Raw genomic sequence first — 19,905 nt, 5'->3', positions numbered from 1 at the left:
GCCGGCGCCATGCCGGATCGGTGGTCAGGGGTGCGGCGATCTTGTGCACGCGCCCTTGCGTCCGGTTGGGCGCCGGGCGATACCGGCGCCATGGCAAATACCCTAGCCGCCACGACCTCCGCAGGTGCGACCAACACCTTGCGCGGGGTCGCCTTCATGGTGGCCGCAATGATCATTTTCGCAGCCCAGGACGGTCTCTCGAAGGCTCTGGCGGACAATCACTCCGCCATCTTCGTGACGATGTGGCGCTACTGGGCGTTCGGCGGCGTGTGCCTCGTCCTGTTGTGGCGCAAGGGATTTCGCGCCGGTCTCACCTCCGGCCAGCCACGGCTGCAGATGCTGCGCGGGGTGCTGCTGGCGCTGGAGATCTGTGTCGCGATCGCCGCCTTCGCCCTCTTGGGTCTGGCGCCGAGCCACGCCATCTTCGCCTTCATGCCGCTCCTCGTCGTCGCGCTGTCCGGGCCGGTGCTCGGCGAGAAGGTCGGATGGCGGCGCTGGTCGGCGGTCGGCGTCGGGCTGATCGGGATGATGCTCATCATTCGGCCGGGGACGCGGGCGCTGACGCCGGAACTGGGCGTGGCGATCCTCGGCATGTTCATGTTCGCGGCCTATCAGCTCATGACCCGGCGCGTCGCCCGCACCGACGCGGCGATGACGAGCTTTTACTATACCGGCGTCTTCGGCGCGGTGACGATGACGTTGATCGGCCCCTGGTTCTGGTCCTCGATGAGCGGCTTGGAGATGGCGATGCTCGCCGTCCTGTGCGTCACCGGGATGTCGGGCCACTTCCTTCTGATCAAGGCGTTCGAGGCGGCGGAGGCCTCCGCCATCCAGCCCTTCAGCTACCTTCAGACCGTCATGGCCTCGGCCATCGGCGTGGTGATCTTCGGCGAAGTGATGAGCGCGTGGACCGTCCTGGGTGGCGCGATCATCATCGGCGCCGGCCTCTTCGCGTTCTGGCGCGAGCGGGTGCGTGCCAAGGCTTCCGGCCACCCGACCGTCGGGACATGAGCGGACGGGGGCGCCGCGCCTAGAGCACTTCGCGCTCAGTCCGGGTCATAGCCGGCGGCTCGGAAGTAGGCTCGGGCTTCGTCTGGCGTGACGAGGTCGAGGACCGCGCCGATGCGGTCCCACAGGTCATCGACGGTTCGCTCCGCCGCCTTTCGAAGGAGCGCCTTGATCTTGGCGAAGGCCATCTCGATCGGGTTGAAGTCGGGGCTGTAGGGCGGGAGGAACACGAGCCTCGCCCCGGCGCTCTCGATCAGGTCGCGAACGCGCCAACCCTTGTGACTGCCGAGGTTGTCCATCACGACGACGTCGCCCGGCGACAGGCATGGTGCGAGAACCTGCTCCACGTAGGTCTCGAACCATACGCCGTTGATCGCCCGGTCGAGCACCATAGGCGCGACGATCCCGGACAGCGAGAGCCCGGCGACCAGCGTGGTCGTCTTCCAATGGCCGAACGGCAGCGGCATGCGCAGCCTTGTCCCCCGGGCGCAGCGGCCGTGGGTGCGGGCCATCTTCGTGTTGGCCCAGGTCTCGTCGATGAAGATCAGGCGCTCGGCGTCGAGCTCGTCCTGCCCGTCGAACCAGGCGTGCCGCCGGGCAAGGACATCCGCGCGGTCCTGCTCGGCCGCGTGGCCGGTCTTTTTTTGCGCGTGATCCCGTGGCGACGGAAGAAGCGCGACAGCGCCGAGATGGAGACCGTGCCGCCGCTCTCACCGAGCCTTGCCTTCAGCTCGACCAGGGTGATGTCGCCGGTGCCGTCCAGGATCGCGAGGATGCGCTCGGCGTGGGCTTCGGTGACGTGGGACCAGCGGTCGCCGCCCTGGCGCTTGGCGCGGCATGAGCCGGTGCGTTGCCAAGCCTCGTACCATCGGATCGCCGTGGACGGGGCGACCTCGAACCGCGCCGCGGCCTGCCGGCGGGACATTCCATCGTCGATGGCGCGAACCACGCGAAGGCGAAGATCCTCAGAGAGCAGCTTGGGCATCATGACTGGCCCCCCATCGCCAGCCATGATGCTGAATCAGACTTCCGCTGATTCGGGAATCCCACAGCGATTCATTCCGAGCGCGAACCGCTCTAAAGCGCGACGACGCCCTTGTCGGCGAGGCGGGCGATCTCGCCCGACGGCAGGCCCAGCACCTCGGTGAGCACCGCCTCCGTCGCACTGCCGAGCCGGGGAGCGGCCCCCGGCGCGCCGCGCGCCACGGCGCCGAAGGCGAGCGGGGTGCCCGGCGTCAGCGTGGCACCGATGCCGTGGTGCTCGGCGCGCCCGAACATCGGGTTCGCCTCGGAGTGCCACTTGTCCTCGGCGACGAGCTGGCCGAAATCCTGATACGGCCCCCACAGGACGCCCGTCCCGTCGAACGCCTCGCGGATCTCGGCGAGCGTGCGCGCCGCCACCCACGGCTCGAGCACCGCGGAGATGGCATGGCGCGCGGCGAAGCGCCCGCCCTCGTCGTCGAGGTCGACGTCCATGAGCGGGCCGATCATGGCGAACCTGTCGGCGAGCCCCGTCGCCTTGCCGACGGCGCGGAATTGGCGGTTGGAGATCGCCACGATCATGATCCGGCGCCCGTCACGGGTGGCGAAGTCGCGGCCGTAGGCGCCGTAGAGGTCGTTGCCGATCGGCTGGCGCACCGTGCCGTTGACCTCCACTTCCATCGAGAAGCCGAGGTTGGAGACGGTCGCGTGCATCACGTCCGCGAGCGACAGCGTCACCTTCTGCCCCGTGCCGGTGCGGGCCCGGTGCCGCTCCGCCGCCATGACCCCGGTTGCGATCGTGAGCCCCGCCGCCACGTCCCACGCGGGCAGCACGTGGTTGACCGGAGCGCCGCCGCTGCCGGTCGCGTCGGGGAAGCCGCCGGCGCAGTTCACGGTGTAGTCGACCGCGCCGGAGCCGTCCGGATTGCCGATCAGCGTCACCATCACGAGGTCGGCGCGCGCTTCGGCCAGGGTCTCGTAGGCGAGCCAGCCGCGGGCGGGGAGGTTGGTGGTGACGATGCCGCGACCTTCGCCGGCGGCGGTGCAGATGGCGGCGGCGATCTCCTGCCCCTCGGGCGACTTCAGGTCCAGCGCGACGGAGCGCTTCCCCTTGTTCAGCCCCGCCCAATAAATGCTGTGCCCGTCCTTGTTCAGCGGCCAGCGCGTGAAGTCGATGTTGCCGCCGATGGGGTCGATGCGGATCACCTCCGCGCCGAGTTGCGACAGGGTGAGCCCGCCCAACGGCGCGGCGACGAAGGCGGCCACCTCGACGATGGTGAGGTCGGTCAGGATCGGTGTCATGTCAGTTGCGTCCCTCGATGAGGCCGCGCGCGACGACCTGGGCTTGGATCTCGGCCGCACCCTCGAAGATGTTGAGGATGCGCGCGTCGCATAGGATTCGGCTGATCTCGTATTCCAGGCTGAAGCCGTTGCCGCCGTGGATCTGCAGCGCGTTGTCGGCGTTGGCCCAGGCGGTGCGGGCGCCCAGCAGCTTGGCCATGCCGGCCTCGATGTCGCAGCGGCGGCCGGAGTCCTTCTGCCGCGCGGCGAAGTAGGTGAGCTGGCGGGCGACCATCGTGTCGACCACCATCTTGCCGATCTTCGAGGCGACGCGCGGGAAGGCGCCGATGGGCCGGCCGAACTGCTCGCGCTCGCCGGCGTAGCGCACGGCGGTCTCCATCGCGTTCTGCGCGACGCCGACGGCGCGGGCCGCGGTCTGGATGCGGGCGGCCTCGAACGTCGCCATCAGCTGCTTGAAGCCTTCGCCCTCGCGTCCGCCCAGCAGCGCGCCCGTCGGGACACGGAAGCCGTCGAACGAGAGCTCGTACTCCTTCATGCCGCGGTAGCCGAGCACCGCGATCTCGCCGCCCGTCATCCCGCTGGCGGGGAAGGGGTCGGCGTCGGTGCCGCGGGGCTTCTCGGCCAGCAGCATCGAGAGGCCGCGGTAGCCGGGCTGGTCCGGGTCGGTGCGGACCATCATCGTCATCAGGTCGGTGCGGGCGGCGTGGGTGATCCACGTCTTGGCGCCCGTCACCACGTAGTCCTCGCCGTCCTTCACCGCGCGCGTCTTCAGCGAGGCGAGGTCGGAGCCGGCGTTCGGCTCGGTGAAGACGGCGGTCGGCAGGATCTCGCCGGAGGCGAGCTTGGGGAGGTAGTGCGCCTTCTGCGCGTCGGTGCCGGCGGAGGCGATCAGTTCGCCGGCGATCTCCGAGCGCGTCCCCAGCGAGCCGGTGCCGATGTAGCCGCGCGACAGCTCCTCGGTCACGACGCACATGGCGAGCTTGCCGAGGCCGAGGCCGCCGAAGTCCTCCGGGATCGTCAGTCCGAAGACGCCGAGCTCGGCCATCTCCTCGATCAGCGGCAGCGGGATCAGCTCGTCGGCGAGGTGCCAGCCGTGGGCGTGCGGGGCGATCTTGGCGTCGGCGAAGCGGCGGAACTCGCCGCGCATCATCTCCAGCGTCTCGTCCTCGAGGCCGAGGGCGCCGTAGGCGTCGGCTTCGGCTGCCGACGCTCCGATCTCGGCGGCGAGGGCGGCGGCGGTGCCGTCCGCCATCAGCGCAGCGGCGGGGGCGAGGGTCGCCGCGACCGCGTCGTCGGCGAGGCCGAAGTCGCGCGGGCGCACGATCTCGCCCTGGCTCATCCACACCCCGCCGGCGAGCTGGGCGAGGCTTTCGCCCGCCGCCGCCAGCAGGATCTTCTGCTCCAGCGGGCCGAACGCGCCCGCCGCGGCGAGACGGCCGCCCCAGGCCGTGATCTGCCGCACCGCCTCCACCGTGGTCGCGAACCAGGCGAAGCCGTGCAGCAGCACCTGATGCTCGTCGGCGAGCGTCCGGTCGATGCGCCCCTCGGGCGCGACGAGCGTTTCCAGGCGGGCGCGCACGTCGCCGAGCAGACGGTCGGCGGCGGCGACCGCGGCGCCGGCCTCGCTCAGCAGGGCATCGGGGCTTCGGGCGGGCGGGGCGGCGGGGGGAGGGGCGGCACTCATCGGACTACCTTAGGGATGGGCGGCATCGTGCGCTCAGATGGACCGGATCATGCCGCCGTCGACACGGACCATCGAGCCCGTGATGTACGACGCGCGCCCGCTGACGAGGAAGACGGCAACATCTGCGAACTCTTTGGGGGCTCCGTACCGCCCCGCCGGGATGCTCGCGACCGACGCCGCGGCGACCTCCGCCGGGCTCTTGCCCTGCCGCTCCGCGTTGGCGGCGTCGAGCGCGTCGACCCGGTCGGTGTGGATGCGGCCGGGGAGGATGATGTTGACCGTCACCCCGTGCGGCGTCAGCTCGCCGGCGAGCGTCTTGGACCACCCGGCGATCGCGCCGCGCACGCCGTTGGAGAGGGCGAGGTTGGGGACCGGCTGCTCGATCGCCGAGGAGCCGATGGTGAGGATGCGGCCCCATCCGCGCGCGATCATCCCCGGCGCGAGGGCACTGGCGATATGGAAGAGGCTCGCCGCCATCCCGTTGAAAGCCTTCGCCCAATCCTCGCGCCCGAAGGCCGTGGCGGGCCCCGGCGGCGGCCCGCCCGCATTGCCGACGAGGATGTCGACCGCGCCGACCTCGGCGAGCATCCCGTCGACCGATGCGGGGTCGCCGAGGTCGCACCGCAGCGGTGTGACGCGGGCGGCGGCGTCGGCGGGGAGGGCGTCGCGCCAGGCCTCGATCCGCTCCACCCGGCGGGCGGCGGCGACCACGCTCGCGCCCTCCCGCGCCAGCCCCTCGGCGATGGCGGCGCCGAGGCCGCTGCTCGCGCCCAGCACCAGGGCGCGCTTGTCGGTCAGTTGCAAGTCCATGGGTCGTCCTCCGGTCGTGTCTGTTATTGCCCGAGCCTATAGCGTGTTGCGCGCCGCGTTGACCGGTTTGCATTCCGGATGCATCCATAGCGTCCACAAGAACCGAAAAAAGCCGGGTGGGAACAACAATGTCGCGCGATACGAGCCATCTCGCCGCCGGAGACCCCGGCGCGATCGAGGCCCTTGTGCGTGCGCAGCTCCCCGGACCCGCGGACCTCCTGGTCGATCGCTATCGCCGCACGGGATGGCTCGCCGCCCATCTCGACCCGCTGGCGCCCGTGCCGCCGCTCCCCGCCGCGCTCGACCCCGCCGCCTGGCCGAGCGTCGAGGATCTCGCCGAGGCGCTCGGCGCGGTCTATTGCGGCACGCTCGGCTGGGAGTTCGGTCACGTTCAGGACCCGGTGCGGTTCGCCTGGCTCGCGGCCGAGGCCGAGCGCGCCGAACCGCCCAGCGACGCCGACCGCGCCCGCGCCGCGTACCTCACCGCCGCCGGCGAGGCGTTCGAGGCCGCGACGCTGAAGCGCCTGCCGACGGTGAAGACGTTCGGCATGTCGGGCGCGGAGAGCTTCCTCGCCGCGATTGACGGCGTGATCCGCCACAGCGATGCGCGCGAGGTCGTCGTCGGCGGCATGCACCGCGGACGGCTGACGCAGCTCGGCCTCGTCTTCGGCAAGCCGCTCGCCCGCCTCGTCGCCGAGGCGAAGGGGACGCCGGACATCGACCCCGCCCGCGGCGCCGCGTCGGACGTTCCCTACCACCTCGGCCACCGGGGCCAGCGGGAGGACGGCGTGGCGGTGTGGGTCGCGCCGCATCCCTCGCACCTGTCCATCGTGGCGCCGGTGGCGACCGGGTACGCCCGCGGCCGGCCGGGCGCACTGGCGTTGATGCTCCACACCGACGCGGCGTTCGCCGGGCAGGGCGTCAACATGGAGCTGATGCAGCTCGGCGCGCTGGCGGGGTACGACGTCGGCGGCACGGTGCATCTGGTGTTGAACAACCAGGTCGGCTTTACCACCGCCGCCGCCGAGGCGCGCACCGCCCGCACATCGGCCGACATCGCCAAGCTGGTCGAGGCGCCGATCCTGCACGTCAACGGCGACGATCCGGACGCGCTGCTCGTGGCCGCGCGCACCGCCGCCCGCTACCGTGCCGCGTTCGCGCGCGACATCGTCGTCGAGGTGGTGACCTACCGCCGCCGCGGCCACAACGAGATGGAAGAGTCGCGCTTCACACAGCCGCTGCAGCAGGCCGCGATCGACGCACTGCCGCCGGTCTCGGAGCGCTACGTCGCCGCCGGTGCGCCTGAGCCGGACCTCGCCGCCTTCCGCCGCGACCTCGACGCCGCCTTCGCCGCCACGCCCGCGATCCCCAACGACGACCGCGACGCCGCGGGCCTCGCCGCCGACATCGAGGCGCGGATGGCCGAGCCCGTCGCGACCGGCGTCGCCGAGCTCTCCCTCGCCGAGATGCTGGCGACCCTCGCCGCGCCTCCCGCCGGGTTCGACGTCCACCCCCGCGTGACCCAGTTCCTCGACCGGCGCGGCGAGATGGCCCGCGGCGAGCGCCCCATCGACTGGGCCACCGCCGAGGCGCTCGCCTTCGCCTCGCTCGTCGCGGACGGCCACGCGGTGCGCCTCTCCGGGCAGGACACCGCCCGCGGCGCCTTCGCCCAGCGCCATCTCGTGATCGCCGACCAGAGCGACGGGCGCACCGAGGCGATCCTGGCGCGCTTCGGCCCCGCCGAGACGTTCAACTCGCCGCTGATCGAGAACGCGGCGCTCGGCTTCGAGTACGGGCTTTCGGTCGCGCGGCCGGACCAGCTCACCGTGTGGGAGGCGCAGTTCGGTGATTTCCTCAACGTCTGCCAGCCGATCTTCGACCAGTACGTCACCGGCGGGGAGGATCGCTGGCTCTTCCGTTCGTCGCTCGTCATGATGCTGCCGCACGGGTGGGACGGCGGCGGGCCGGACCATTCCACCGGGCACCTCGAGCGCGTGCTCGCCCGCTGCGCCCGCGGCAACATCACGGTCGCGATGCCGACGACGCCGGCCAACCTCTTCCACATCCTGCGCCGCCAGGTCTCCTGGCGCTGGCGCAAACCCCTCGTCCTGATGACGCCGAAGAAGATGCTGCGAGCCGCGCAGTGCGTCAGCATCCCGGCCGAATTCGCCGCCGGGACGCACTTCCGCCCGGTGATCGCCGAGGATGTCTCCGCGCCGTCCCGCGTGATCGTGTGCGCCGGCAAGGTGGCACTGACGCTCGCCGAGGCGCGCAAGGACGCCGGGTGCGAGGGGGACGTCGCCATCGTCCGCGTCGAGCAGCTCTACCCGTTCCCCGAGGCCGAGCTTGCCGCCGCGCTCGCCCGCTGGCCCGCGGCCGAGATCGTCTGGGTGCAGGAGGAGCCGGAGAACCTCGGCGCCTTCACCTGGGCCGACCGCCGGCTGGAGCGTGCCGCGGGCCGGCGGGTCCGCGGCATCTGCCGCCCGGCCGCCGCCTCGCCCGCGGTCGGCTGGGGCGCCTGGCACGCCAAGGAGGAGGAGGCGCTGCTGCGAGCCGCCGTCGACCTCGCCCGTCCCGGCTCGCTGGAGGCCGCGCAATGACCGCTGCCGACACCCCGCCCGTCGCCGACGACGTGCTCGCCGCCCTGCGCGCCATCGCGACGCCGACCCTCGCCAATGCGCTCGACGTCGTCGGGGCCGGCGGCATCATGGCGCCGGAGATCCAGGGCGTCGGGCCGGGCCTCAAGTGCGTCGGTCGCGCCATCACCGTCGCCGAGACGACCGGCCCCTACGGCTCCTTCCCCGAGAGCGATTTCCGCGTCGGCGACTTCCTCGACATCGCCGGCCCCGGCGACGTGATCGTCGTCGCCAACGGCGGCGCGCCGGTCTCCACCTGGGGCGGCATGGCCTCCTACGCGGCGACCGTGCGCGGAATCGAGGGGCTGATCGTCGACGGCGGCGTGCGCGACCGCGAAGAGATCCTCGAGTTCGGCTTCCCGGTCTTCTCGCGCCACGTGGTGCCGACGCCGGGCAAGCGGCGCCTCAAGGTGGAGGCGATCGGCGAGCCGATCATCTGCGCCGGGGTGCGCGTCGCGCCGGGCGACGTCATCGTCGCCGACGGGTCGGGCGTCGTGGTGCTGCCGGCTGAAAAGGCTGCCGAGATCGCGGCCCTTGCGGCCGGATACGCCGCGGACGATGCTCGCGCCATCGAGGACCTGAAAAACGGCCTCTCCTTCCGCGACGCGCTTAAGAAATTCGCCAAGATATGACCATCCACGCCACCGTCTCCGCCGATATCCTCGCCCGCCTCAAGGAGGCCGCGGGGCCGGGCGGGTCCATCGAGGGGGCCGAGACCGAGCCCTACACCGTCTCCTGGCGCGACAACTGGACCGGCAAGACCCCCCTCGTGCTGCGGCCCGACACGACCGCCCGCGTCGCCGAAATCGTCAAGATCTGCGCCGCGACGGGGACGCCGATCGTGCCGCAGGGCGGTAACACCGGCCTCACCGGCGGCGGCCAGCCCCGCCCCGTCGGCAACGAGATCGTCCTTTGCACCACCCGCATGAAGGCGGTGCGCGAGATCGACGAGCTGAACGACACCATCACCGTCGACGCCGGGGTGACCCTCGTCGAAGTGCAGAACCTCGCCGCCGAGGCGGGGCGGTACTTCCCGCTGTCGCTGGCGGCGGAGGGGACGTGCCAGATCGGCGGCAACCTCGCCACCAACGCGGGCGGCGTGCAGGTGCTGCGCTACGGCAACGCGCGCGCGCTGTGCCTGGGACTGGAGGTCGTCACGGCCGACGGCGAGGTCTGGGACGGTCTGCGCGGCCTCAGGAAGGACAACGCCGGCTACGACATGAAGCAGGTCTTCATCGGCTCGGAGGGGACGCTCGGGATCATCACCGCGGCGACCCTGCGCCTCTTCCCGCGCCCGGTGGACCGGGGTGTGGCGCTCGTCGCGGTCCCGTCGCCGGCGGCGGCGGTGGAGCTCTTGGCGCGGCTGCGCGGGTCGCTGGGCGAGCTGCTCTCGGCGTTCGAGCTGATCCACGAGAACTGCTTCCACTTCGCCGCCGCCACCATGGGCCATGCCGACCCGCTGCCGGGCGCCGGCTGGCGCGTCCTCATCCAGGCCGACGGGCCGGACGGCGACCCGTCGCTCACCGGGCGGGTGGAGACGGCGCTGGGGTCGCTCCTGGAGGAGGGGCTGATCACCGACGCCGTCATCGCCACGTCCGGCGCGCAGGCGGCGGCGCTGTGGCGCATCCGCGAGGATCAGGCCGAGGTGCAGCAGAAGACCGGCGCCGGCATCAAGCACGACGTCTCGGTCCCGGTCTCGGCCATCGACGCCTTCGTGACCGAGGCGGACGCCGCGCTCGATGCGCGCTATCCGGGCGTGCGGCACTGCACCTTCGGCCACGCCGGCGACGGCAACCTGCACTACAACCCCATCGGCCCCGCCGACTGGACCGGCGCCGCCTGGAAGGCCGAGACCGACGCCGTCAACCGCATCGTCCACGACATCGTGTTGAAGCACCGCGGCTCGATCACGGCCGAGCACGGAGTGGGGCGGCTGCGGCGCGAGGAGCTGACGCGGGCACGATCTGCGGTCGAGCTGAAGTTGATGCGGGCGATGAAGGCGGCGCTCGACCCGCGCGGGATCCTCAATCCCGGCAAGGTTTTGCCCGACTGAATGCCTTCCCTTGATTCCTGAGGGCGGACAACGCACGATTGGATCAAAGGCCGGCCAACGGCCCAACAATCGAGCTGGACAGGTCCATGTCCGCAATTTGGGAGGAATTGATGACCGAGAGACTCGGAACCCGAGCGGCTGCGCTGATGATGGGTGCGGCGATGGTGTTCGGCGCCTCGCAGGCCGCGCTGGCGCAGAACGTCGACGGCCCGTCGCTGTTTTGGAAGATCTCCACCTGGGGCAACCCGCGCGCCTTCACCGCGGGCCTGGAGCACATGGCGGAGCGCGTCGCCGAGGAGACCGGCGGCAAGTGGCAGATGCGTGTCTTCTACGGCGAGCAGCTCTCCAAGGCGAAGGAGAACCTCGACGGGTTGAAGGCCAACGCGTTCGAGGCGGCGACGTTCTGCAACTTCTACCACCCCGGCAAGAACCCGGCGAACATGGTCACCACCATGCCGTTCCTGCCGGTGACGACGTGGGACGACATGGCCCGCGTCCGCGCCGGCCTCTACGAACATCAGATCCTCAAGGACGAGATGGATCAGTGGAACGCCATGTACTATGCGTCCACCAACCTGCCGCAATACAATGCGCTCGGCCGCGGCGAGCCGCCGCTCGATCCGAGCGATTTCAAGGGCCTGCGCGTGCGGGCCGGCGGCGGTATCGGCGACGCGATGGCGAAGCTCGGCGCCGTGGAGCAGACGATGCCCGCGACCGAGACCTATACCGCGTTGCAGCGCGGCACGGTCGACGCGATCTTCCTGCCCTACACCTACGCCCACGCCTCCTATAAGCTCGACGAAGTGGCCGACTGGTTCACCGCCAACCTGTCGCCCGGCACGTCCGATTGCCCGATCGTGATCAACAAGACCGCGTACGACGCGCTGCCCGAGCAGTACAAGGCGCTGCTGGCCGAGATCCAGCCCGAGCTGCTGGGCGTCTACCGCGCCGCCTACGAGGAGGCGGACGCCAAGTTCCTGCCGCGCTTCCAAGAGCGGCTTGAGGAGATCACCTACACCGACGAGCAACTCGCCAAGTTCCGCGAGGCGGCGGGCGAGCCGGTGTGGAACGCCTGGGTCGAGGTCAACAAGGACAACTTCGACGCCCAGGCCATCCTCGACGAGACGCTGCGTCTCGCCAACGAGGGCGGCAGCTGAGCGGCGGCGTCGCCTGACGGAGCCGAGAACGCCCGGTGCCGCCGCGCGCCGGGCGTTTGCGCCTGAAACCAAGGGCTCCGCGCCCTCAACTCGCGCTCACCCATGACGTTCAAAACAGTCTGCACCCGCACGGCCCTCGCCGCGCGCGGTTCCGCCCATGACACACGCTGACACCTCGGTCGGGGGCGGGCCCCTCGGCGTCCTCGACCGCGCGCTCGCGGTGGTCGAGGATCTGTTCAACATCCTCGCCGCCATCACGATCTTCCTGGTGATGATCGTGACGGTCGTGGGGATCGTCGCCCGCCTGTCGGGCTCGCCGATCCCAGGCGCGCTGGATCTGACGGAACTGTCGATCGCCGTCTTCGCCTTCCTCGGCGTCGCTTACGCGCAACGTCTCGCCGCGCATATCCGCATGGACATCGTCATCATGCGCTTCCGCGGCCGCCTGCGCGCCTTCGTCGAGGCGCTGGCGACCTTGGCGGGGCTGCTGCTGGTGCTGGTCCTCATCCGCTACAGCTGGGACTTCTTCCTCAATGCCTACAACATCGGCGACACCACGCCCGACGCCGAGATCCCGACCTGGCCGGCCAAGCTCGTGGTGCCGGTCGCCTTCACGATGTGGGCCATCCGCCTCACGCTGGAGTTCATCGGCTTCGTGCGACTGACGATCTGGCCGTCGGCCGCGCCGGTCGCCGTGCCCAAGGTGCTCACCCCGGCCGAGGAGGCCGCGCACGAGGTCGAGAGCCTGCGCGAACACCAGGAGGGCGGGCGATGAACCTCTCGGCGCTCATCGCCGGCCAGCCCTCGGCGATCTTCGGCATCGGCTACCAGGACCCGACCGCGGTCGGCATCTACTGCATCATCCTCCTGATGGTGCTGGTGGTGTGCGGCGTGCGGGTGGTGTTCGCCGCCGGCATCGCCGGGCTCGTCGGCCTGGTGGAGCTCATCGGGTGGGGGCCGGCCGCCTCCACCGTGGGGTCGATCCCGTACTCCAAATCGGTGAGCTTCGTGCTGGGGCTGCTGCCGATGTTCATCCTCATCGGCTACCTCGCCTTCCACGCCGGCATGACGAAGAGCCTCTTCCACGCGGCGAAAGTGTGGATCGGCTGGGTGCCGGGGGGGCTCGCGGTGGCGTCCGTGTTCGCCGCGGCCGGGTTCGCGGCGGTCTCCGGCGCCTCGGTCGCGACGGCCGCGGTGTTCTCGCGCGTCGCCATCCCGGAGATGCTGGAGGCCAAGTACGACCGGCGCCTCGCGGCCGGCGTCGTCGCCGCCGGCGGCACGCTCGCCTCGCTGATCCCGCCGTCGGCCATCCTCGTCATCTACGCCATCATCGTCGAGGAATCGGTCGGCGCGCTCCTCCTCGCGGGGTTCCTGCCGGGCATCTTCTCGGCAGTGATCTATGCGCTCATCATCATCGTCTGGTCGTCGACGCACGAGGGGATCGGCCCGCCGGTCCGCGGCTTCGGCTGGGGCGAGCGGCTGCGCTCCACCTGGGGCCTCCTGCCGATCGTCTCGGTCGTGGTCATCATCGTCTCGGCGATCTACGGCGGCTGGGCGACGCCCACGGAGGCCGGCGCGCTGGGCGCGTTCGTGGTGCTCGTCGTCGCGGTCATCAACGGGATGCGCATCAAGCACCTGAAGGACGCTCTGATGGAGACGTCCAAGCTGGTGGTGATGATCTTCTCGCTGATCTGGGGCGTCCTGATCTTCGGCCGCTTCCTCGGCTTTTCGGGACTGCCGGAGACGTTCGCCAACTGGATCCTGGCGTTCGACACCGACCCCTACATCATCCTCGCCTGCATCCTCATGGGATACGTGGTGCTGGGGATGTTCATGGACGCGATCGGCCTCCTGCTGTTGACGCTCCCGGTGGTCTACCCGGCGATGATGGCGCTCAACGGCGGGCCGGACGTGACGGCGGCGGAATCCGCGTTCGGTCTCTCCGGCGGGCAGGCGTCGGTGTGGTTTGGGATCATCGTGGTGAAGATGGCGGAGGTGTGCCTCATCACGCCGCCCATCGGCCTCAACTGCTTCGTCGTGGCGGGCGTGCGGCCGGACATTCCGCTCGCCGACGTTTTCCGCGGCGTGGCACTGTTCTTCGTGGCCGATATCCTGACCCTGGTGCTCCTCATCATGTTCCCGCAGATCATCACTTGGCTGCCGGACCTGATGCGTTGAACCAGGACCCGGCCACCGAGCCGGTGGCCGGGTCCTGGCGAGGCGTCAGCCCGTGACCTTGGCGTAGCGCGAGAGCACTTCGTTCGTGTGCTCGCCCAGGCGCGGCGGGGCGAGCGGCGTGCGCGGCGGCGTCTCTGACAGGCGCAGCGGCGAGGCGACGAGGCGCAAGGTGCCGTGCTTCTCGTCCGGGATCTCCAGCACCACGTTGCGCGCGGCGATCTCCGGCGCGTCGAACACCTGCTCCACCGAGCGCACCTCGCCGCAGGGGACACCGGCCGTCTTCAGCGCGGCGATCCAGTGGGCGGTGGGCTTGGTGGTGAAGATCGCGGCGAGCGGCGGGATGAGGTCGCGCCGGTTTTCGACCCGGTCGCGGTTGCGGACGAAACGCGGATCCTCGGCCATGTCCGGCCGGTCGATCACCTGACGGCACAGCTTGGCGAACTGCCCGTCGTTGCCGACCGCGAGGCACAGCGAGCCGTCCGCGGTGTCGAACGTCTGGTAGGGGACCACGGTGGGGTGCGCGTTGCCGAAGCGCTTGAAGCCGCCGCCGGTCTGCAGGTGGCCGGTCGCGACGTTGGCGAGCGCGGCGACCGCGCAGTCGAACAACGAGATGTCGATATGCTGGCCGCGGCCGGTGCGCTCGCGCGCGATCAGCGCCGCCAGCACGCCCTGCACCGCGTTCATGCCGGCGACGAGGTCGGTGATGGCGACGCCGAGCTTCATCGGGTCGCCGTCCGGCTCGCCGGTGATCGACATCAGCCCGCTCTCGGCCTGGATGACGAAGTCGTAGCCCGGTTCGGCGGCGCGCGGCCCGGTGCGGCCATAGCCGGAGATCGAGCAGTAGATCAGCCGCGGATTGACCCGGTGGACCGCCTCGTAGCCGAGGCCCATGCGGTCGAGCGCGCCGAGGCGGAAATTCTCCACCAGCACGTCCGCCTGCGCCGCCAGCGCCAGCACCTGGGCGAGGCCCTCCGGGCTCTTCAAGTCGATGGTGACGGACTTCTTGGAGCGGTTGGCGGCCATGAAGTAGGTGGACTCGCCGCCGATCTGCGGCGGCATCCAGCCGCGCGTGTCGTCACCGTTGCCGGGCGCCTCGATCTTCCACACCTCGGCACCGAGGTCGGCGAGGGTCTGCGTCGAGGAGGGGCCGGCGAGCACCCGCGACAGGTCGAGCACCTTGATGCCTTCGAGCGGGTACATCCTAGGCGGCCTCTCGCATACGCGGGGGAGCGAGGGGGCGCGCGGGTGCGGCACGGGTGGAAGCGGGTAACACAGCGATTGTCCTCCCTGTCCGGCGCGATATGGCCGAACGTTGATGTTGACCGAGGCTGCGGGCCTTCGTGGGGGGGCAAGCGCCCGCCGCGGCCCGTCATCCGGCCTAGCGGCGCCCGGCGAGACGCGCTAGCTAATCCCTCGATTAACACATCTCTTCCGTGATCGACCGGGACCTTCCAAACAATGCTCAATCCGGACGTGCTCATCGGCATCGACCTGCCTGAGGTGACGCAAGACCTCGACTGGCGCGACTGCATCATCTACGCGCTCGGCCTGGGCTACGGCGCCGACCCGATGGACGAGGCGGAACTGAAGTTCGTCGACGAGACCAAGCTCGTCGCCATGCCGGCGATGGCGAACGTCCTGGCGATGGCGCCGCACTGGATGAGCCGGCCCGGCACCAGCGTCGACTATTCCAAGATCGTCCACGGCGAGCAGTCCGTGCGCTTGGCGCGGCCGCTGCCGACCGAGGGGCGGGTGAGGGCCAAGACCACCGTGACTGACGTCGTCGACAAGGGCAGAGGCGGGCTCATCGTCACCGAGCGGACCATCGTCGACGCGGCGACGGGCGCGCCCTACGCCACGGTGCGTCAGTCGGCGTTCGCGCGCGGGCAAGGGGGCTTCGGCCGGGCGCAGACGACGGCGCCGCTCGCCGCGGCGCAGATGCCGGAGCGCGCGCCGGACCGCACGGTGACGATCGCCACGCAGCCGGGGCAGGCGCTGATCTACCGCCTGTCTGGCGACTACAACCCGCTCCACTCGGACCCCGCCAGCGCTCGCCGCTCCGGCTTCGACCGGCCCATCCTGCACGGCATGGCGACCTTCGGCATCGCCTGCCGCGCGCTGCTTCTGACCCTGTGCGACAACGACCCGGCGCGCGTGCGCGGACAGGACGGCCGCTTCTCCTCGCCGGTCTTCCCCGGCGAGGCGATCGCGGTCGATATGTGGGTCGTGGCGCCGGGGGTGGCGAACTACACCGCCCGGGTGCCGGCACGCGAGGTGACCGTCCTGACCAACGGGCGGTTCGAGTTCGACGCCTGAAGAGGGTGACCGCCGGATAAGTGCTACGGCACGGGTCTTGTCCCGGAGCCTGGAACGGTCGAGTATCGGGGAAAACAGGAGCGAGACGCCCGTGTCATTGCGCGAAACGATCAAGTCGCTGCGGATCCCCGTCGTGGGGTCGCCGCTCTTCATCATCTCCAATCCGGACCTCGTGCTGGCACAGTGCAAGGCCGGCATCATCGGCTCCTTCCCCGCGCTCAATGCGCGCGAGACGGACGGCGAGCCGATCATGCTGGAGGCCTGGCTGAAGCGCATCACCGAGGAGCTGGATCGCTACAACCAGGCCAATCCCGACCGGCCGGCGGCGCCCTTCGCGGTCAACCAGATCGTCCACCGCACCAACAAGCGCCTGGAGCGCGACATCGAGATCTGCGTGAAGTGGAAAGTGCCGGTGTGGATCACCTCGCTCGGTGCGCGGGTGGAGGTGAACGAGGCGGCGCACTCGGTCGGCGCCAGCGTGCTGCACGACGTCATCAACGACCGCTTCGCCAGGAAGGCGATCGAGAAGGGGGCGGACGGTCTCGTCGCCGTCGCCGCCGGCGCAGGCGGGCATGCCGGCACGCTCTCGCCGTTCGCGCTCGTCCAGGAGATCCGCCGGTGGTTCGACGGGCCGCTGGTGCTCTCGGGCGCGATCGCCCGCGGCGACGCCGTCTTGTCGGCCGAGGCAATGGGCGCGGACGCGGCCTACATCGGCTCGGCCTTCATTGCCACCGAAGAGGCCAACGCGGTCGAGGCCTACAAGGCGATGATCGTCGCCGGCGGGGCGGACGACATCGTCTATTCGGATCTCTTCACCGGCGTCTGGGGCAATTATCTGAAGCCGTCCGTGGCGGCCGCCGGGATGGATCCGGACAACCTGCCCACCAGCGATCCGTCGGCGATGAACTTCGGCTCCGGCTCGTCCAAGCCCAAGTCGTGGTCGCAGATCTGGGGTTCGGGGCAGGGGATCGGCGCGGTCGACGCGGTCCTGCCGGCCGCCGCGCTGGTCGACCGTCTGGCCCGTGAATACGCCGCCGCACGTCGCCGGTTGTTGGGCGCCGACACCGAAGCGGCCTCGCTCGCCGCGCAGTAGCGGCGGGCGTGCGTCACCACCTTGGTCGGGGGTGACAGGGGCGCTCACCTTGACTTTCGCGCCCGGGCAATCATTGTTGGCACAGCGCGCGGGAGAGACCGCAACCCGACGAACGGTTGCGGCGCCGAAGGAGCAACGGCCCGGAAACTCTCAGGCAAAAGGACCGCGCGTCAAAGACATTCTGGAAAGCGGCGGCGGCAGCCGTCCACCGAAGGAGTAGCCGTCTCGGCCGCGAGGCCCGGCGGGAAATCTCTCAGGTGCCATGACAGAAGGGCTCGAGAGTTCGGCAATCGCCGGGCGACCTTTGTCATGGGCTAGGAGAATGGTTTGGCCGAAGTTCCGACCGATGCGCTGAAGCACACCCCGCTGGTGGAGGTCCACAAGGCGGCCGGCGCCCGCATGGTCCCGTTCGCGGGTTACCTGATGCCGCTGCAATATAGCGGAATCATGGCCGAGCATACCGCCTGCCGCGAGGGTGCTGGCCTGTTCGACGTGTCCCACATGGGCCAGCTCCGCCTCGACGAGAGCGAGCCGGGCGCGGCCGCCGCGTGGCTGGAGCGCCTGACCCCGTCCAACATCACCGGGCTGAAGGAGGGAGCCGCGCGCTACAGCGTGCTCACCAACGAGGCCGGCGGCGTGGTCGACGATCTCATCATCACCAACATGGGCGACCACCTGCGCGTCGTCGTCAACGGCGCGCGGCGTGAGGCGGTCGCCACCCACTTCGCCGCCCACGCCGACGCCAAGGTCACCGTCACCCCGCTGGACCGCGCGCTGATCGCCATCCAGGGCCCCGCGGCGGAGGCGGCGCTGGCGCCGCACGTCGACGTCGACCTGTCCGCGCTCACCTTCATGACCGCCGCCTACGGCACCGCCTTCGGCGCCGACGCGATGATCTCGCGCTGCGGCTATACCGGCGAGGACGGGTTCGAGATCTCCGTGCCGAACGCGGTCGCCGCCACCGCCTGGACGACGCTTTGCGAGGACGCGCGCGTGGCGCCGGTCGGCCTCGGCGCGCGCGACACGCTGCGCCTGGAGGCGGGGCTGTGCCTCTACGGGCAGGACCTGTCGGAGGAGATCAGCCCGGTGGAGGCCGACCTCGGCTTCGTCATGCCCAAGCGGCGGCGCGAGGAGGGCGGCTTTCTCGGCCAAGAGCGCATCCTGGCCGAGCTGGCGGACGGACCGAACCGCAAGCGCGTGGGTCTTGCCGTCGGCGGCCGCGTGCCGGCTCGCGCGGGCGCCGTGCTGCAGCTCGACGGCCGGGACGTCGGCCTCGTCACCTCGGGCGGCGTCGGCCCCACCGTGGGCGCACCGATCGCCATGGGCTTCGTCGCCGGCCAGCACGCCGAAATCGGCACGGAGCTTGCCGCAATCGTGCGCGGGAAGTCGGTCCCGGTGACCGTCGCCCCGCTCCCCTTCGTGCCATCGCGAGCCAAACGAAAGACGTAAGATGAAGCGCTTCACCAAGGACCACGAGTGGATCGAAGACACCGACGGTGTCCTCACCGTGGGCATCTCCGACCACGCCCAGGAGCAACTCGGCGACATCACTTTCGTCGAGCTGCCCGACGTCGGCAAGACGCTGGCCAAGGGCGACGCCTTCGCCGTGGTCGAAAGCGTCAAGGCCGCGTCCGACGTCTACGCCCCGGTCGACGGCGAGGTCGTCGAGGTCAACGCCGCGCTCGACGAGAAGCCCGAGCTCGTCAACGAGGCACCGGAGTCGGACGGCTGGTTCGTGAAGTTCAAGGCCGAGGGCGTGGACCTCTCCGACCTCATGGATCAGGCCGGCTACGACGAGTATCTGAAGACGATATCGTGAGTTCACCCCGCCTCGCCGTCCGCGCGCTCGTCGTCGAGGAGGGCCGCCTCCTCCTCGTCAACGCGTATCCCGACGGGCAGAGCGACCTCTGGTGCGCCCCCGGCGGCGGCGTCGAGGCGGGGACCGACCTCACCACCAACCTGAGGCGCGAGGTCCACGAGGAGACCGGCCTCACCGTCGAGGTCGGCGGGCTCGCCCTCGTCAACGAGTTCCACAATCCGCAGACGGGCTTCCACCAGGTGGAGCTGTTCTTCCGTGCGCGGGTGACCGGCGGGAGCATCGACCCCGCCTGGCGCGATCCGGATGCGATCGTCACCGAGCGGCGCTTCTTCGCCCCGGACGAACTCGTCGGCGTGCGTTTCAAACCCGACAGTCTGCCGACGATCGCCTTCGGCGAGCCCCCGCTCGCCCGCTACGACCCGCTGGAGCGCATGGTCCGATGAGTGGACGGATCGTGTCTCCCAGCAACGTATTCTTCGCCTGCTTCACCGCCTACCGGGAGCGGGACTACGACAAGGCGCTGACCTACGTCGCGCCGGACGTGCGGGTCGAGGTGCACACTCGCGGGGCGCAGGACCCCAGCTGCGGCATCTACGAGGGGCACGCCGGGGTGCGCCTGTGGTTCGCACGCGTGGACGAGACCTGGGCCATCGACGAGCGGGAGGATCTCTCGGCGGTGGTCACCGACGGGGACAACGTCGCCGCGAGCACCACGGCCTACGGGATCGAGCGGGCGACGGGTGTGAAGGTCGCCATTCGGACCGCCATGTTTCTGACCGTTCGCGACTTGCAGATCGTCGAGCTGGTCGAATTCCACAACCTGGACCGCATCTCGCGTGCGGTGCAACTCATGACCTCTGAGGAGTAA

At 70.4% G+C, this 19,905-nt stretch carries 18 protein-coding genes and 2 riboswitches; of the genes, 13 read left to right on the top strand and 5 right to left on the bottom strand.

The window, feature by feature from the left end; translation table 11 throughout:
• Positions 1-90 precede the first annotated feature (90 nt).
• Complete coding sequence (locus MRB58_RS00810) at positions 91-1,011, top strand: DMT family transporter (protein ID WP_244779749.1); 921 nt, start codon at positions 91-93, stop codon at positions 1,009-1,011.
• A 35-nt stretch (positions 1,012-1,046) separates the two neighbouring features.
• Here the strand turns inward: MRB58_RS00810 and MRB58_RS00805 are convergent.
• The 4 genes from MRB58_RS00805 to MRB58_RS00790 all read right to left on the bottom strand — a co-directional run bounded on the left by MRB58_RS00805 (position 1,047) and on the right by MRB58_RS00790 (position 5,785).
• Positions 1,047-1,993 (bottom strand): IS630 family transposase gene (locus MRB58_RS00805; protein WP_244781858.1). Its coding sequence is split into 2 segments (ribosomal slippage): positions 1,047-1,657 and positions 1,657-1,993, totalling 948 coding nucleotides; the frame shifts between segments, so codons are not numbered across the junction.
• A gap of 92 nt (positions 1,994-2,085) precedes the next feature.
• Positions 2,086-3,291 carry a CoA transferase gene (locus tag MRB58_RS00800; protein ID WP_244779748.1) on the bottom strand — a complete coding sequence of 402 codons (1,206 nt, stop codon included), beginning with the start codon at positions 3,289-3,291 and terminating at the stop codon, positions 2,086-2,088.
• Between the two features lies 1 nt (position 3,292).
• Positions 3,293-4,975 carry an acyl-CoA dehydrogenase family protein gene (locus tag MRB58_RS00795; RefSeq protein ID WP_244779747.1) on the bottom strand — a complete coding sequence of 561 codons (1,683 nt, stop codon included), beginning with the start codon at positions 4,973-4,975 and terminating at the stop codon, positions 3,293-3,295.
• A gap of 33 nt (positions 4,976-5,008) precedes the next feature.
• Complete coding sequence (locus MRB58_RS00790; protein ID WP_244779746.1) at positions 5,009-5,785, bottom strand: SDR family oxidoreductase; 777 nt, start codon at positions 5,783-5,785, stop codon at positions 5,009-5,011.
• Between the two features lie 128 nt (positions 5,786-5,913).
• On the opposite strand from MRB58_RS00790, the gene MRB58_RS00785 reads away from it, so the two are divergent.
• The 6 genes from MRB58_RS00785 to MRB58_RS00760 all read left to right on the top strand — a co-directional run bounded on the left by MRB58_RS00785 (position 5,914) and on the right by MRB58_RS00760 (position 13,809).
• Positions 5,914-8,385: a 2-oxoglutarate dehydrogenase E1 component gene (locus tag MRB58_RS00785; protein WP_244779745.1), complete on the top strand. Its 2,472-nt coding sequence runs from the start codon at positions 5,914-5,916 to the stop codon at positions 8,383-8,385.
• Entirely contained in the window at positions 8,382-9,053 is a 672-nt protein-coding gene (locus MRB58_RS00780) for an RraA family protein (protein WP_244779744.1), read from the top strand. Before MRB58_RS00785 ends, MRB58_RS00780 begins: the two co-directional genes overlap by 4 nt.
• The gene (locus MRB58_RS00775) at positions 9,050-10,474 is read left to right on the top strand and encodes an FAD-binding oxidoreductase (RefSeq protein ID WP_244779743.1); all 1,425 of its coding nucleotides are present in this window, start codon (positions 9,050-9,052) and stop codon (positions 10,472-10,474) included. The genes MRB58_RS00780 and MRB58_RS00775 overlap by 4 nt, the downstream gene beginning before the upstream one ends.
• A 110-nt stretch (positions 10,475-10,584) precedes the next feature.
• A complete protein-coding gene (gene dctP / locus MRB58_RS00770; RefSeq protein WP_244779742.1) occupies positions 10,585-11,631 on the top strand; it encodes a TRAP transporter substrate-binding protein DctP in 1,047 nt (348 codons plus the stop codon).
• A 157-nt stretch (positions 11,632-11,788) separates the two neighbouring features.
• A complete protein-coding gene (locus MRB58_RS00765) occupies positions 11,789-12,406 on the top strand; it encodes a TRAP transporter small permease (protein WP_244779741.1) in 618 nt (205 codons plus the stop codon).
• Entirely contained in the window at positions 12,403-13,809 is a 1,407-nt protein-coding gene (locus MRB58_RS00760) for a TRAP transporter large permease (RefSeq protein WP_244779740.1), read from the top strand. Before MRB58_RS00765 ends, MRB58_RS00760 begins: the two co-directional genes overlap by 4 nt.
• Positions 13,810-13,854: 45 nt before the next feature.
• On the opposite strand, the gene MRB58_RS00755 is transcribed toward MRB58_RS00760, so the two are convergent.
• The gene (locus MRB58_RS00755; RefSeq protein ID WP_244779739.1) at positions 13,855-15,009 is read right to left on the bottom strand and encodes a CaiB/BaiF CoA-transferase family protein; all 1,155 of its coding nucleotides are present in this window, start codon (positions 15,007-15,009) and stop codon (positions 13,855-13,857) included.
• A gap of 258 nt (positions 15,010-15,267) precedes the next feature.
• On the opposite strand from MRB58_RS00755, the gene MRB58_RS00750 reads away from it, so the two are divergent.
• From MRB58_RS00750 to MRB58_RS00725, 6 genes are all read left to right on the top strand, one after another.
• Entirely contained in the window at positions 15,268-16,125 is an 858-nt protein-coding gene (locus MRB58_RS00750; RefSeq protein WP_244779738.1) for a MaoC/PaaZ C-terminal domain-containing protein, read from the top strand.
• 91 nt (positions 16,126-16,216) lie between these two features.
• On the top strand, positions 16,217-17,218 hold the full coding sequence (locus MRB58_RS00745) for a nitronate monooxygenase family protein (protein WP_244779737.1): 1,002 nt from the start codon (positions 16,217-16,219) through the stop codon (positions 17,216-17,218).
• 79 nt (positions 17,219-17,297) lie between these two features.
• A riboswitch (glycine riboswitch) is annotated at positions 17,298-17,394 on the top strand.
• Position 17,395: 1 nt separating this feature from the next.
• Positions 17,396-17,491, top strand: a riboswitch (glycine riboswitch).
• 54 nt (positions 17,492-17,545) lie between these two features.
• Positions 17,546-18,667, top strand: a complete 1,122-nt coding sequence (gene gcvT / locus MRB58_RS00740; RefSeq protein WP_244779736.1) for a glycine cleavage system aminomethyltransferase GcvT — start codon at positions 17,546-17,548, stop codon at positions 18,665-18,667.
• A 1-nt stretch (position 18,668) separates the two neighbouring features.
• Positions 18,669-19,037, top strand: a complete 369-nt coding sequence (gcvH, locus tag MRB58_RS00735; protein ID WP_244779735.1) for a glycine cleavage system protein GcvH — start codon at positions 18,669-18,671, stop codon at positions 19,035-19,037.
• Positions 19,034-19,480: an NUDIX hydrolase gene (locus tag MRB58_RS00730; RefSeq protein WP_244779734.1), complete on the top strand. Its 447-nt coding sequence runs from the start codon at positions 19,034-19,036 to the stop codon at positions 19,478-19,480. Before gcvH ends, MRB58_RS00730 begins: the two co-directional genes overlap by 4 nt.
• Entirely contained in the window at positions 19,477-19,905 is a 429-nt protein-coding gene (locus MRB58_RS00725; protein ID WP_244779733.1) for a nuclear transport factor 2 family protein, read from the top strand. Before MRB58_RS00730 ends, MRB58_RS00725 begins: the two co-directional genes overlap by 4 nt.

Origin of the sequence: Acuticoccus sp. I52.16.1 (genome assembly GCF_022865125.1) — a bacterium.
Classification (GTDB): Bacteria; Pseudomonadota; Alphaproteobacteria; order Rhizobiales; family Amorphaceae; genus Acuticoccus.
Note: the sequence above shows the minus strand (reverse complement) of the source record. Positions and strands in the feature narration are given on the sequence as shown.